The sequence below is a fragment of the Sphingomonas sp. MMS24-J13 genome, assembly GCF_044905095.1.
GTDB lineage: Bacteria > Pseudomonadota > Alphaproteobacteria > Sphingomonadales > Sphingomonadaceae > Sphingomonas_I.
This window is the reverse complement of record NZ_CP173258.1, coordinates 118,686-132,673: the sequence shown is the minus strand read 5'-3', so window position 1 is coordinate 132,673 and position 13,988 is coordinate 118,686. Positions and strand designations below refer to the sequence as shown.

10 protein-coding genes and 1 tRNA gene are annotated in these 13,988 nt (G+C 65.5%); 1 reads left to right on the top strand and 10 read right to left on the bottom strand.

Features of this window, described 5'->3' with window-relative positions; all coding sequences use genetic code 11:
* Positions 1-130 precede the first annotated feature (130 nt).
* Positions 131-1,198 carry an alpha/beta fold hydrolase gene (locus AB4Z44_RS00625; protein WP_404712160.1) on the bottom strand — a complete coding sequence of 356 codons (1,068 nt, stop codon included), beginning with the start codon at positions 1,196-1,198 and terminating at the stop codon, positions 131-133.
* A 209-nt stretch (positions 1,199-1,407) separates the two neighbouring features.
* On the opposite strand from AB4Z44_RS00625, the gene AB4Z44_RS00620 reads away from it, so the two are divergent.
* Entirely contained in the window at positions 1,408-3,255 is a 1,848-nt protein-coding gene (locus AB4Z44_RS00620; RefSeq protein WP_404712159.1) for a winged helix-turn-helix domain-containing protein, read from the top strand.
* Positions 3,256-3,521: 266 nt separating this feature from the next.
* Here AB4Z44_RS00620 and AB4Z44_RS00615 read toward each other — a convergent pair whose 3' ends face one another.
* From AB4Z44_RS00615 to mreC, 9 genes are all read right to left on the bottom strand, one after another.
* Positions 3,522-4,406, bottom strand: coding sequence for a hypothetical protein (locus AB4Z44_RS00615; RefSeq protein ID WP_404712158.1), 885 nt, complete (start codon positions 4,404-4,406; stop codon positions 3,522-3,524).
* A 142-nt stretch (positions 4,407-4,548) separates the two neighbouring features.
* Positions 4,549-5,331 (bottom strand): hypothetical protein, encoded by a 783-nt coding sequence (locus AB4Z44_RS00610; RefSeq protein ID WP_404712157.1) that lies wholly within the window; start codon positions 5,329-5,331, stop codon positions 4,549-4,551.
* The gene (locus AB4Z44_RS00605; RefSeq protein WP_404712156.1) at positions 5,331-8,207 is read right to left on the bottom strand and encodes a class I SAM-dependent DNA methyltransferase; all 2,877 of its coding nucleotides are present in this window, start codon (positions 8,205-8,207) and stop codon (positions 5,331-5,333) included. Before AB4Z44_RS00605 ends, AB4Z44_RS00610 begins: the two co-directional genes overlap by 1 nt.
* Entirely contained in the window at positions 8,204-8,377 is a 174-nt protein-coding gene (locus AB4Z44_RS00600) for a hypothetical protein (RefSeq protein WP_404712155.1), read from the bottom strand. The genes AB4Z44_RS00605 and AB4Z44_RS00600 overlap by 4 nt, the downstream gene beginning before the upstream one ends.
* Positions 8,378-9,181: 804 nt before the next feature.
* Positions 9,182-9,257 (bottom strand) — tRNA-Lys (locus tag AB4Z44_RS00595).
* 220 nt (positions 9,258-9,477) lie between these two features.
* Positions 9,478-10,587, bottom strand: a complete 1,110-nt coding sequence (gene rodA, locus AB4Z44_RS00590) for a rod shape-determining protein RodA (RefSeq protein WP_404712154.1) — start codon at positions 10,585-10,587, stop codon at positions 9,478-9,480.
* On the bottom strand, positions 10,584-12,575 hold the full coding sequence (gene mrdA / locus AB4Z44_RS00585) for a penicillin-binding protein 2 (protein ID WP_404712153.1): 1,992 nt from the start codon (positions 12,573-12,575) through the stop codon (positions 10,584-10,586). The genes rodA and mrdA overlap by 4 nt, the downstream gene beginning before the upstream one ends.
* Entirely contained in the window at positions 12,572-13,087 is a 516-nt protein-coding gene (locus AB4Z44_RS00580; protein WP_404712152.1) for a rod shape-determining protein MreD, read from the bottom strand. The genes mrdA and AB4Z44_RS00580 overlap by 4 nt, the downstream gene beginning before the upstream one ends.
* Positions 13,087-13,965 carry a rod shape-determining protein MreC gene (gene mreC, locus AB4Z44_RS00575; protein ID WP_404712151.1) on the bottom strand — a complete coding sequence of 293 codons (879 nt, stop codon included), beginning with the start codon at positions 13,963-13,965 and terminating at the stop codon, positions 13,087-13,089. The genes AB4Z44_RS00580 and mreC overlap by 1 nt, the downstream gene beginning before the upstream one ends.
* Positions 13,966-13,988 lie beyond the last annotated feature (23 nt).

Below are 13,988 nucleotides of genomic sequence, written 5' to 3'. Positions count from 1 at the left end.
CATGAGTCAAGTCTGTGCATAGGATCGTAGCCGCTGTGAATATTCGTTTAATCACACTTGAAATTCCTTTATACACCTTGAACGTTTTCCGGCGGGCAAGCGGCCAACCGATTGATCGGCGTGTACAAAGTCATTGCCTGGACGCGCGCACTTCCATAACGACCTTGGCAACCGCGTTAAGGACAGCCTGCGGCCTCGTACGCTGGATGTAGTGGTTGGCGCCCGGCACCTGCGTGATTGTGCCGCGGGTAGAAAGCGCGGCTAAGTCCGCCTGCCTGCGGTTTATCACCGTGTCCATCGCTGCCATCCGGGCTTTCTGTTCGTCGGTTGGAGGCGGGGCGCCGGGCGGTAGCACAGCCCGATCGCCCGCGGTCAATACGATCAACGGCATCTTGCGATAGTTGCGCGAGGGGTTGACCACCTGCCGCATGCTGACGATCGTATTCTCTTGGTACGACGCCATGGCCTCATACTGCGCGGGATTGCCGCCTTTCTCGATCAATGCCTCGCGCAGGACGGCTGGCCAGGAATGCGGGTAGGCAAAGCAACGATCCGGGTCCGGGCCGCCCGCCTTCGCGGTTTCCGCCCGAATCTCCGCGGCGCACTTGCGCAACAGCTGCACACCAGGGTTCTTGGCGGCGTCTGGGGCCGGCTGACCCGGCTGGAGCTGCGCGAACTGGTCGGGAATGCTCGGATCGACGAGCACCAACCCCACCACCTTGTCTGGATGCCGATCGGTGAACAGCAAGCTCTCGTACGAGCCCAACGAATGACCGACCATCACATAGGGCGCTCGTATCCCGCCTAGGGCCAATGCCGCCTCGAGGTCGGCTGTCGTCGATGCGACGGTCACCTCCGCCATCGTTCCGTCGCTAAGGCCGAAACCGGTCCGGTCCCACGCGCAGGTGCGGGTGATCTTTGCCATCTCCGGCTGGATATTGCTCCATCCAGTACCCGCGAAATCGCCGGCGCCAGCAGTGAGGATCACCGTTGGCGAACCTTTGCCCATGCAAACGATGTGCAGCTTCCGCCCATCGGGCAGCGCAACCGAATCCGATGCATTGGCATAGGGCAGCAGCGTCTCGTCGACCGGCGGACCATCGCCCGATATGGCGACGTCGGACGGTGCGGCGCTGGCCGAGGCAATGATCGTTGCCAGTAGTGCGACGGCGAGCCATCGGCTCATGATCCTGAACATTCCTCAGCCTCCTCGATCTGCCGTGTGCCGTGCGCGGAGACTGTCGCCCTCGTCGGCCGATGAAAATGGCGGCGACCTGATGGTTTTCTGATGAAAACCTTGTCCTCCGTTTTGCCGGTGCCTTGCAGACCCGATCGGCTGGGTCACATCGAATAGGCATTGCGCGCGAGCCTGGCATGCTATGTCAGCTGACGAAGGTGGAGAGGGAATTGTCGGCTGATCCTCTGAAGGTCGAGGTGCGCGCGAACATGGCGGACCAGCCTGTCGATCTTGCACTGGAGCAGCCGTTTCGGCTGGGGCCATTGGCGGTCGTGCCGCGCTCGCGCAAGATCGTGGCGGCGAGCGGGACCCAGAGCACGCTTGAGCCCCGGGTGATGCAGGTGCTCATCGCGCTAGCTCGTGCAGAAGGCGTAACGGTCAGCCGTGAGGAACTGATCCGCACCTGCTGGAACGGGGCTGTCGTCGGCGAGGATTCGATCAACCGCACGATTTGGATGCTGCGTAAAGCAGCCGTAGGTATCGCGGGCGGGGCATTCAGCATCGAGACGATCCCGAAGCTCGGCTATCGGCTCGTCCTGCCCGCACCTGAATCGGGTCCGTCGGCTGTCGAAGACCAGCCGCGGGCGCGGATCAGGCTCGTCGCGCATCCAAGGTGGCTCGCAGCCTTGGCGGTCACGGTTTTGGTCATCGCCGTCGCGCTCCTCGCCTTGTCCTGGCGTCCGACAGCGAAGGGTCCGGAATATAGCGTGAACGTTCAACCGTTCCGCATCTCGGGGGCGGCACGGGGGTTCGACGAGCGCCTCCTGAGCGCGTTGACAAGCCAGAACGTGCCCACCGCTGCAGGACGCGTCCGGCTTACCTTGACCGGATCGGTCGAAGAACGGGCCGGCGCCATCAGGGTCGATGCAAGACTGATCAATTCCGCGAGCGACGAGGTGGTGTGGAGCGGCGCGATCACGAGTCCGACCGGCGAGCCGGGTGGCCTGACACGAACGGCTGAAATCGTCGGCATGGTTGCGCAATGCACGGTGGCTGGGGCTAATGATGGCGGCGGGATGATCCCGGTCGACATTCTGTCTGCTTATGCTCGCACGTGTGAGCTGGGCTATCGCGGGCAGTCGACCCAAGGCCTCAGAGTGGCCCGCGAGTTGACGAAGCGCGCGCCCGACTTCGCTCCGGGCTGGTTTGCACTCAGCCATCACGCCGCCACGCTCTATTTCGGCGAGCCACGCGAGGACGCAGCATTGCGCCAGGAGGCGCTCGCTGCCGCGGAGAAGCTGATTGCGCTGCGCCCTGACGCCCAGGACGGCTACACCAGTAAATATCTGGTATTGGATCGCACTCGCATTTTCGAGCGGGAGCGCGTGCTGCTCCGCGCAACGCCGCTGGAACCGCTCTACGCCGATGTTGCCGACAGCTATCTGGGCGACTTGCTGTTACAGGCCGGGCGGTTCGAGGAGGCGTTCCAGCTGTATCGGGCGATGGCGTTGCAAAAGCCGGATCTGGTGAGCGCGCAAGTCGGATTGTTCCATGCCGCGGCAGTCACCGGGCGGTGGCCGGTCGCCGACAAGGCCCTGGAACGGGTGAAGCAGCTAAACGCGCCCGCGTTGCCGGGCTTGCTCCATCGCAAGGCAATGTGGACAGCGAATTGGGCTGCGGCCGAGCAGCTGATGCCTGTCGAAAGCCCAGCCCAGCGGAAGGCCGGGATCGCGGCCTATCGGGCTCTCACATCAGGCGACCCGGCAGACAAGCAAGCCGCGACCCGGCTTCTCATGGCGCTTCCGGCCGACTGCTGCATGCCTCTGCGGATCGAGCTGCTGACACAGTTGGGGCGACGGGCCGATGCAGCGGCACTCTTCGATGCGTTCGTTGCCGCCCGTACCCCCGACACGCGACACGGATCGCCGATACTGGCCAATCCCACCCTGCGGCCGCTCCTCGATGACCCCTCCATCGAACGATACCTGCGCGACAGCGGCTGGATCGGCTATTGGGTCCGGGGCGGGACCAGACCCGACTTTTGCAAGCAAGCGGCGCCACCCACCTCTTGCCATTGAGCATTTCGCGAGCGTGAACGACGGCACAGCGTCAGTTTCTCTAGACTCTCAAGCCAACACGAATTTGTGACCAGCTTGAAATCGGCTGTTTCGTAAAGGTGAGTGGGCGTCCGCTTTGGGGAAGCGCGGGTGCGACAATGAATGGCCGCTCCTGGGTCTTCGCGTTTGAGCGCCGACCGGCAGAAATCGACCAACTCACGCCGTTCAGCGACGGCAGTGCGAACGGCCGGTTATGCCGAAACCTGACAAGCGCTTTGTTGCCTCGGTTAGGACAGAATCTTCCACGTATCCCATGCGGTTCTCCGCGTAGGAGCCCTAGCGGCGATGAGAGCGTCGGGTGGCACTGGATCGGGAGTGGCAAATAGACCAACCGCGGTGGACATCTCCATTGCAGTTTGATCTGTGCCGTCGATAGCCCCGATCATCAGCATCACGTCGTGGTCGGCAAACAAATTTGACGGTGTCGTTACCTGGAGGACCGTTGGATCGCCGCCGATCTTCTCCGCCGTTTCATAGGCGTGCATCGCAGCGACATTAGCTTCCGCTGCTAGTGAAACCACTGGCGTACCGCGGTGGGCACCGCCATTAATACCGAGGTCCCAATTCGACGGCATGTTCAAGCTTAACCCGATCTGCCTGATGTTCTGGAGGAACTTTGTGCTCGTACCGTGAAAAAGAGTGTCCGGCATCTGCCCAAGCATTTCAGTTTTTGCGACCTGCCATAGGTCGCCCGGCACTTCGATCAATTGGCGTTCGCAGCCCTCCAGACCGAGCTCGTTGACTACCCGTAGCGCCACAGCCGAAGCTCGTGGGGACACAGCCATGCTTCCACCCATAATGCGGATCCATCTGGAGTTAGTCTCCAGTTTCGCCCGAAGAATTGTAAAGCAGGCATCCGAACCGGAGATGAGGACGCCACAATCCTTTGCGGGAATGTTGAAGAGTTCCGCAATGTGAGGAAGGCAACCGGCAAGTTCATCCATTTCGATCACGAGAGTGCATTTCGCGTCAGCAAATACGGCTTGTGTCATCGGAACACCTTCAGGTGGAATGCTATTCTTGAACTGCTGCAAGTTTGTTGACATCGAGATAAGGTGTTTCTGGAACGGGAGCGTGTTTTCTTCCCCGAGCAGAGCGAACGTACCGTTCAAAGCGGACACGTAATGGCGATGAACCTTCTTCTCCGGCGTCTATGAGTTTCCGATCATCCCCATGCGCCCCGGCTGCATGATGGCATCCCTCTTCCGGCTGGCGGACCCGGCGAGATCGCAGTGGATCGTGTTCTGGCGGGGCCTATGGGCTGCCCCGGGGATCAAGTTTGGTGCCGTTGGTCGCACGACCGGTTGCAGCGGCCGCGGCGGGCGCCGCTCGCATGTCGATCCAGAGATGATGCAGCGTGATCGGCGCGGCGCTGGTCCGGGCGTTCTTCGACCGGTGCCGGGCAATGCGCAGGGTAGCGTCGCCGGCGACGCGCCTTAGACCGTCGCGGTGCGACCAGCCCGCGATCCCCGCTCTAGTCAACACGCGTATCCACCTGTTGATGCTCGCTAGCCACTGTCCAAACGTTCCGGTCTGGACGTAGCCGATCATGACCCCGACGCCGTGCGCTGATCCATGGGCGCCGCTCTTGAAGCGCTGGATGCCGCCGGTAGTCCTCTTCTGCGTGTGCAGGTATTCCCGCCGCTCGCGATCTTTGGCCACGGGGGTTGGGAGGCGCTTGCATTCGATGGGTAGGATAGGGTCGTAGAGCGAGTGTCTGCGGCCATCGATCCATATCACGCACCCGCGCGGACCGGGAACCAAGTCGAGCGTGCGCCCGCCAGCTACGGCATCGGGCACCTCCGCTTGGAACACGATCATATCTAGCCCGGCCGCGCTGGTCGCGCTGTTGAGGAACTGGCAGAGCTGGGCCGTCAGCCGCGTCTCTGCGGTGACCGGCGGTCGGCCGTGATCGTCGCGCCAACCGGCGAGTTGGCCGTAGATGAAGTCGATGACCGTCTCGAGCCAGGCCGATGGATGGTGGAGGGTCGGCGACAGGCTGCCAACCGGTCCGGCGGCCGTTTCGTCGGCGAGCATCAGAAGCCTTGGTCGCGAAGGTCGGCCAGGACGTCGTCCGCGTCCCTGAGCGCCACCGAGGGCAGCCAGTAGCGCAGACGGTCCGGCTTCAGCAGGAACACGAAAGACGTGTCGTAGACCCGCGCCACGCGGGTCATGGTCAGTGACGACCCTCGCGCGGCGCAGAGGAGTGCGTCGAGACGGCCTGTGAGCTGCTCCGACTGCGACCAGTCCAGTTCGGCATCCCCGAACGCGAACGCCTGGATAACGGTGCCGCCGAGGTCGAGGAACCCCGATGGTCGGAGCGGATTCTTCGGATAGAGGGCGTTGACCTGCTCCGCGAAGGCTGCGGCGAACTGTTCGATGCCGTCCGCTGCCCGCCGATGCGCGAGCTGCGAGGAGCTCCCGAGGCGGACGTAGTCGAGATAATGGTCGACAATGTCGTGCGCGACGCGGAACTCGTTATCGCTAAGACCGAGGCCGTCCGCATCTGGATCGAACGGCAAGTCGTAGACGTCGCGGGCGGATAGCGTGGTCGCCTTCTGCGACAGCATCTTCACGCTGATCGCCGCCACGAAGGCGCGCAAAGCCACCGCCTCCTCGCGCATCCACCTCGCGACCGGCTTCAGGTCGGCGACGCGGTTGGCGGCGAAGCCGACGATCTGGTTCTTGTAGGTGACGTATCCGTCGGTCCAGAGGAAGTTAGGAAGATCGGCGTGTTCGCGGACGAGGAACATCGGCGGCGTGAAGCGTGCGGCGCTCCGCGGCCCCTCGATGGGTTTGCGCTCCACCGTGCCGAGGCGGGAGCGGTCGATGCCGTTTAGGGTGAGAGCCTCAGAAGGAAGGAGGGGCTGGTCGTAGAGGTGGTCGGCATTGCTGGCCTTGCCGTCCTGCCCCTCGATGAACCCCTCTCCGAAATCCCACCCCATCGCCTTGGCGTGGGTTGCGAGCGACGGCATCTCCCGCAGCCGCTTGACGAACGCGTAGGTGCGCGCGCCGCCGAGCAGGTTCGACCGCCACAGGTCCGGGGTGTGATCGGTCGCGGCCGCGATCCGGGGAATGCGGTGGAGGTCGTAGCTGTCGATGTCGAAGCGCTGGCTCGCGTCGGCGCGCGCGGTCCTGCGGAAGACGGCGTGCAGGATGCTTCCGTCGAGGGACGGCGGCTCGGCGACCGCAACGATGGTCACGACCTTCGTGTCCTTGGAGAAGAGCCCGCGAACGGACACGAAGTCCAGCACCTCGCGAACGTTCCAGCTGGCCAGGAATAGCCTGCGGAAGTCGGGCTTTTCGTTGTAGAGCAGGTTGTACTGCTGGAGCATGCCGAGGATGCCGCCTCGCCGGAGTAGCTTCATGGACTCGTGCAGGAAGAGGTAGGCGACCTGAAGGTCGGGGAGCTTGCCGTGTTCCTCGACGTATCGAGCGTACGCGATCTTGGCTCCCTTCGTCTTGAGCCCCGACTTGAAGGGCGGATTGCCGACGAGCACGGCCACGTCCTTCGAGAGGAGTCCGTCGTCCTTTGCGGTGAAGAAGCAGGAGTGGGTGAGACTCGAGCCGAGTAGCTTGGGGAACAGCTCCGGCGTGGCCCGAATCTCCTCGGGCGTCAGGCTATCGCACATCGCGAGGCAGAGGCTGAAGGTCGCGAGCTCGATCGCGCCCGGGTCGTTGTCGACGCCGTGGACCCGCCTGAGGATGTCGCGCAGCGTCTCAACACCCGGCCGCGCCCAGCCGTTGCGGGCGCGCCAGCGCAGGACGATCCGCTTGAACGTTTCGACCAGGAAGATGCCCGATCCGCAGGCCGGGTCGAGGGCGACTTCGCCATCGTCCAGGATGCAGTCGATCCGCTTGTCGTCGAGCACCTCGTCGAGGATCAAGCGCACGAGCGCCGGCGGCGTGTAGACGCTGTCGGTGGGGTCCGACACGAACAGCTCGTAGATGTTGCTGATGACCTCGACCGGAAGGTCGCGGAACGAGTAGAGCGCCCAGAGGCTCATCTGGCCGGACCGCTCCTCGCGGGCCTCCACAAGGCGGCTGAACTCGGCGAGCTCCGTCGTCGCGCCGATCGCCGCCAACTCCTGCTCTTCGAGCGAGAAGACGTCGCCGTTAAAGAGGATCTTCAGGGCGTCGAGCATCTTCAGCAGGGCCGGGCCATCGGCGAGGACGGCCGCGAACGTGTCGGCTCCTTCGAGGAAGGTCGGGAAGAAGTTGTCTGGTAGGGCGTCGCGCTGGTCGAGATAGGCAACGAGCAGCGATAGGATCAGAAGGCGCCGCTGAAGCCCGCGGTCGAGCGCGCTGTCGGCTAGCAGCTTCGCCCGGAGGTTCCTGACGGCGGCGACGAGCCGGCGGGGCGCGGAGTCGTCGGACGAGAGCAGCTCGTCGGCGACGGCGGGATCGTCCCAGAGCGTTCCGGTTCTGAGCCGTCGGGCGTCCCACCAGGCCTCCGCATTGGCGACGTCGGCACCGATGCGAAGGATGTCAAACGGCCTGCAGACGAGACGGCCCTTCTCGGCGAAGTCGGGTCGATGCGCGCAGCGGAAGAGCTGAACGTTGCCCGCGACGTGGCGGTAGACGAGGGGGACGCCTCCCCAGCTCCAGAGACGCTGGTGTGTCTCTGCGAACCGCTCGTCGGAGCCGTCTCCGTCCTTCGCGACGAAGACGAAAGCCTGGGGCGCGCCGTTGCCGCCGTCGGTGGCGGCCTCGAAGAAAACCGCACGGGCGCCGTAGCCGGCCGCCTTCTCGAGGGCGGAGACTTCGTGCGGCGGCCGGCCGGTCGGATCGTAGCCCTCGACCTGGACCAGCCCTTCGGGTCGCACGTCGCCGGTGGGATACTGGGTCAGCCAGCCTGAATCGACTGGAGTGGACGCGACCCGTTCCCCGGCCTTGCGACGCCTGGCGGTCACTTGCGGTCTGCCTCACGGCTGAGTTCGAATCCCTCCTTGAGGAGGTCGAGCATCGTCATGCCGCGCTGCGCGGCGTAGGCCTTGTAGGAGCGCTTGAAGGCGTCGGACACCTTGAAGTTAAGCGTCTGCAACTCGGTCGCATGAGGTTCGCCGACTTCCTTATTTGGCATGTGTCGGCCCCGGCGGACGCAGCCCCTGCCGCGTCCTAGTGACTCCGTAGCATCCGCGGAGTGACACTGAAAGAGGGAAAGCCATTAATCAGTTAACACTGAAACCTGTGTTTCGGCGTTAACGGGTTTCTGTGTCTAAAGTCCCGACGCGCTTCCGGCCTCCCCGGTGACCGGCAGCGTCTGGAACAAAAAGGTTCAGCGGCATCCGGATCTGCGATTCCCGTCGGCACGTGGTAAATGTCGGGTCCTGACAAGACCTGACGTTCGACATGTAGCTAAGGAATGTCAGATTTGTCCCAATGCCGGCCGGTCCGTCGGCTTGGTCGGGCTCATCAAGCGGTCGATAGCCTCATGAATGAGTGGCTGCTTTCGGGCGCCGACAGAACCGCCGAAAGCAGCTCCAGTCGGCCCGTCGCACGCTCCGAATCACGTGAGGACATGCTGTTCGAGTCCTGCCTTTGGCGGGGGTTCGATGCCGGCGAACGACCGCCGTGCTGGAGACACCCGCGGGGCACACTCTGCCGACCGCAGCGTGCTGCTCCTCAAGAGCGGCGCGTAACCCTGGTCGCTATAGCCACAGCGTCGCGGCGCGCTGCTCACAAGGTCCAGAGTGTCTCAACCCAGCTCGGGCCACCAAAGGGACCACGATCTAAGGCGAGTTGAGCCGTGGTCCCTAGCCAACTGCACCGGCGTGAATTCCATTAGGCTCATCCACGTCTCAGCTCGTCGCATGAAGAACGCTACCTAGAGCGCTACCTTGGCGTCCAACGACGTGCATTTTCCACTGCTAAGTCATTGAAAAGGTGGTGGACGCACTAGGGCTCGAACCTAGGACCCGCTGATTAAGAGTCAGCTGCTCTACCAACTGAGCTATGCGTCCGTTGCCTGGTGGGCGTAGCGGGTGGTAACCGCTGGGAGGCGGCCCGTTAGCAAGGGGTGCTCGCCGTGTAAACACCCAAAACGGGTTTTGGGTGTAGATCGGATCGGGCATGGTCTTGCACCTACCCGTCACCCCGGCTTTTGAGCCGGGGGCCCGCTTCTTTTGTGCCGCTGGAAGGATAGCGGGACCCCGGCTCGGAGGCGGGGGTGACGAATCGCCCCTACCGATACCGCTGCCGCATCCGCTGGCGATCGATCGCCATCAGGAAGCCCAGGCAGATCAGCACCGTCATCATCGCCGATCCGCCGAACGACACCAACGGCAGCGGGATGCCCACCACGGGCGCCAGCCCCATCACCATCAGCAGGTTGATCGCGACATAGAAGAAGATCGTGGTCGAAAGCCCCGCGGCGGCGATGCGGCCGAAGCGGGTCGGCGCGCGGAAGGCCACGTTCATGCCCCAGCCGATGATGCACACATAGGCCAGGATGATCCCGCCGCCGCCGATCAGCCCCCACTCCTCCGCCATCGTCGCGAAGGCGAAATCGGTGTGCCCCTCGGGCAGGTAATCGAGATGGCTCTGCGTGCCCTGGAGGAAGCCCTTGCCGGCCACCCCGCCCGATCCGATCGCGATCTTCGACTGGATGATGTGATAGCCGGTGCCGAGCGGATCGCTCTCCGGATTGAGGAAGATCTCGATCCGGTTGCGCTGGTAATCGTGCATGAAATGGAGCGCCACCGGGGTCAGGGCCATCGCCGCCGCGATCCCCACCGCGAACAGCCGCACCGGCACGCCCGCCAGGAACATGGTCGCGACGCCGCCGAAGGCGATCATCAGCGCGGTGCCGAGATCGGGCTGGACCAGCACGAGCGCGAACGGCACGCCCACCAGCAGGGCCGCCGGCCAGATCGCGGAGAGGCCGCGAATCTCGGCCGCGGGCAGGATCGAATAGAAGCGTGCCAGCACCAGCACGATCGCGGGCTTCATCAGTTCGGACGGCTGCAGCCGGATGATCTTGAGATCGAGCCAGCGCCGGCTGCCGCCGCCGACCACGCCCAGCCCCTCGACCCCCACCAGCATGATGACGAGGATGACATAGGCCCACAGCGACACCGCCTTGAGCTGATCCTCCGAAATGCGCGACAGGACGAGCGCCCCGCCGAGGAAGCCCGCAAAGCGGATCCCCTGTGGCAGCGCCCACGGCATGAGCTTTCCGCCCGCGGCCGAATAGAGCACCACCAGGCCGAAGCCGGTCAGCCCGATCACGAGCAGCAGCAGCCCCCACGGGATGCGCGCCAGGGCGGCCGGGACCAGCGAGCGGTCGCTCATTCGGGTACGTCCCCATCCTGGCCGTTGCCGGGCGCGCTGTCGTCGACCGTGTCGATCGGCGCCGGAGCCGGCGCCTGCGCCTCCTGCCAGTGGCGCACATCGGCCGCCATCCGCGTCGCGATATCGCCGCCCCAACCCTGCTCCATCGTCGCGAGCGTCGCCATCGCGCGATCGGGGGCGAACAGATAAGTGAGCACGTCGCGCGCCACCTGCGCCGCGGCGGCGCCGTGATTGCCATGCTCCAGCGTGACCGAAACCGCGTAAAGCGGCTGCTCGACCGGGGCGAAGCCGATGAAATGGCCATGATCGCGGAATTTCCAGGCGAGCGCCTCGCTGCTGGTGCGCCCGGCGCGGCGATCCGCCATCGAGATGCGGCGCACCTGCGCGCTGCCGGTCTTGCCCGCCATCTCGACGCCGGGGACCTGAAGCCGCGCGCTGGCGGCGGTGCCCGCGCCGCCCGAATTGATCACGTCGCGCATGCCGCCATGGACCACCGCCATATGGCTTGGCGGGATGTTGAGCGACGGCGCATTGCGCGCGGCGCGGCCGCCGATCAGCTGCGGGGCCAGCGTGCTTCCGGTGGCGATCCGCGCCGCCATCACCGCCAGCTGGAGCGGGTTGATCAGCACATAACCCTGCCCGATCGAGGCGTTGACCGTATCGGCGGTCGACCAGGCGGATTTGTAATGGCGCAGCTTCCACGCGCTATCGGGCACGGTGCCGTAGCGTTGCATCGGCAGCGGCAGATCGAACTTCTCGCCCAGCCCCAGCGCGCGCGCCATCGGGGCGATCTTGTCGATGCCGATGCGCCGGCCCATCGTGTAGAAATAGACGTCGCAGCTCTGCTGGATCGCGCGGTGCATGTCGATCGGCCCATGACCCGAATGGCGCCAGCAGTGGAACAAACCGTTGCCGACGCGATAGGCGCCGCTGCAATGGACCTGCTCGGCCGGATCGACCCCCCATTGCTGGAGCGCCAGCGCCATCATCGGCTTGACCGTCGATCCGGGCGGATAGAGCGCCTGGACGGTCTTGTTCATCAGCGGCAGATGATCGTTGGCCGAGAGCATCGCCCATTCGCTGGTGCTGATCCCGTCGGAGAAGATGTTCGGATCGTAGGACGGCATCGAGCACATCGCCAGCAGCCCGCCGGTCTGGACGTCGATCACCGACACCGATCCGCTGTTGGGCCCCAACCGCCGCGCCGCATATTCCTGCAGCCCGGCGTCGATCGTGAGCGGCAGCGTGCCGCCCATCTTCTCGGGCCGGGTCGTCAGGTCGGCGACGAGCTTGCCGTGCGCGGTCACCTCGGTGCGCTTGGCGCCGGGCTGGCCGCGCAGCCGCGCCTCCATCGTCTTTTCGAGCCCTTCCTTGCCGACCTTGAAGCCGGGCGTGATCAGCAAGGGATCGTGGGTCTTCTGATATTCGTCGGCCGATGCCGGGCCGACATAACCGACCAGATGGCCGACGGCGGCGCCCTGCGGGTAATAACGCGAGAAGCCGCTCGTCGGCGCGACCCCGGGCAGTTCGGCCTGGCGCAGCGTGACGCGGGCGAAGCGCTCGTAATCGAGCCCCTCGATCACCGGCACCGGCTGATAGCCGGGCGCCTTGTCGAGCGCATCCTTGATGCGCTTCACGTCGTCATGGCTGAGCGAGAGGATCTGGCGCAGCTCGTCGATCGCCTGATCGGGATCCTGCAGGCGATCGGGGATCAGATCGACGCGGAAGCTCGGCCGGTTGACCGCGATCGGCTTGCCGTGGCGATCGACGATCCAGCCCCGCCGCGGCGGCAGGATCTGGCTCTGGACGCGGTTGCTCTCGGCCAGCCGGTCATATTTGTCCTTCTGCGCGATCGCGAGCCACGCCATCCGCCCGAACAGGAGCCCGGCGACGCCCAATTGCGCGCCGCCGAGCAGGATCGCGCGGCGCGTGAAGCTGTAGGCCAGCGCCTGCTCGGTGACGATCCGCCGCCCGAACAATTGCCTCATCGTTTCAGTCGCCAGCGATCGAGCCGGGTGCAGATCCACGCCACGGCCGGAAAGGCGATGATCCCGATCGCGAGCGTCGGCAGGATCGCCCACACCGGCGCGGCGCGACCCCCGACGAAGCCGACAATCAGCCAGTCGCCCAGCCCGCACACCAGGATGGCGATGCTCGCCAGCCACCAGTCCAGCCAGTAATCGCGCCACATCGACTGCGCATCGACGATGTCGAACCCGAGGAAGGCGATCGTCCAGAGCGTGGCGGCGGTGCCGAGCGGGGCGCCGCCGATCAGGTCGTCGGCAAGCCCCAGCAGCAGCGCCATCCACGGCGCCCACATTTCCGGCCGCAGCAGCCGCCAGCCGAGCGCCATCAGCAGCCCGAACGAGGGCAGAGTCGGCGCGGTGGCGACGACCGGCAGCAGCCCGACGCATGAGCCCGCGATCGTCGAGACGACCGGCACGACCCACAATCGCGCCGAGCGGCGCCGTGCCAGCAGATCGGGATCGGCGACCGCCATCAGCGCGGCCGTCCCGCCGGCAAGGCGAGCGGTGGGGGCGAGGCGGCGATCGGCAGCACCATCGCGAAATCGAGCTTCGCCGGATCGGCGAGCGGCTGCGCACGCGCGATCTCGCCACTGATCGAGGTCACCACCGCGACCGGCAGATCGGGCGGGAACACGCCGCCCACGCCGGAGGTGACGAGCAGGTCCCCGCGGCGGAAATGCTGGGTGCCGGCGATCGTGGCGTGGACCTCGATCGTGCCGTCGCCTCGGCCTTCGGCCAGCGCGGGTTCGCCGGTGCGGACGATCCGCAGCGGCACCGAAGAGCCGCCATCGGTGAGCAGCACGACGCGCGCGGCATGGCTGCCGGTCTCGGCGATGCGCCCGACCAGTCCCTCGGCGGCCCGCACCGGCATGCCGGGGTGGGCGCCGTCGCTGCTGCCCGCTGCGAGCGTCGCGAAGCGGCGGCTGCCCGACAGCCCCGATCCGACGATCCGTGCCGATACGACCGGCCGGCTCCCCGCCTCCATCAGCTTGAGCAGGCGGATCAGCCGCGCATTCTCGAACGCCAGCCGGCGGCTGTCGATCAGCTCGCGCTGCGCCGCCGCCAGCTGCGCCTTCAGGTTCCGATTCTGGCTGGCGGCGTTGAAATAGGCGCCGATCTCGCCGCCGATATCGTCGGCGCCGCGCGCGATCGGGCGGCCGAGGATCGCGACCGGGGTCGACGCATCCAGCGCCGCGCCGCGCACGCCTTCGAAGGCGAGCGGATAGAAGCGCGCGATCAGGATCAGCGCGAGACCGACGACGATCCCGACCGCGGCGGCGACATAGCCGAAGAACAGACCATATTGGATGCGCCGCGAGAAACCGCGGTCGCGATGGCGCGGCGGGGCCATGGGCCGAGCCCCCCTTTCCCGGC

Coding starts and splice junctions, on each gene's coding strand:
- AB4Z44_RS00625 (WP_404712160.1), bottom strand. CDS start 1,198: ATGTTCAGGATCATGAGCCGATGGCTCGCCGTCGCACTACTGGCAACG.
- mrdA (WP_404712153.1), bottom strand. CDS start 12,575: ATGAGGCAATTGTTCGGGCGGCGGATCGTCACCGAGCAGGCGCTGGCC.
- AB4Z44_RS00610 (WP_404712157.1), bottom strand. CDS start 5,331: ATGCTCGCCGACGAAACGGCCGCCGGACCGGTTGGCAGCCTGTCGCCG.
- mreC (WP_404712151.1), bottom strand. CDS start 13,965: ATGGCCCCGCCGCGCCATCGCGACCGCGGTTTCTCGCGGCGCATCCAA.
- AB4Z44_RS00600 (WP_404712155.1), bottom strand. CDS start 8,377: ATGCCAAATAAGGAAGTCGGCGAACCTCATGCGACCGAGTTGCAGACG.
- rodA (WP_404712154.1), bottom strand. CDS start 10,587: ATGAGCGACCGCTCGCTGGTCCCGGCCGCCCTGGCGCGCATCCCGTGG.
- AB4Z44_RS00580 (WP_404712152.1), bottom strand. CDS start 13,087: ATGGCGGTCGCCGATCCCGATCTGCTGGCACGGCGCCGCTCGGCGCGA.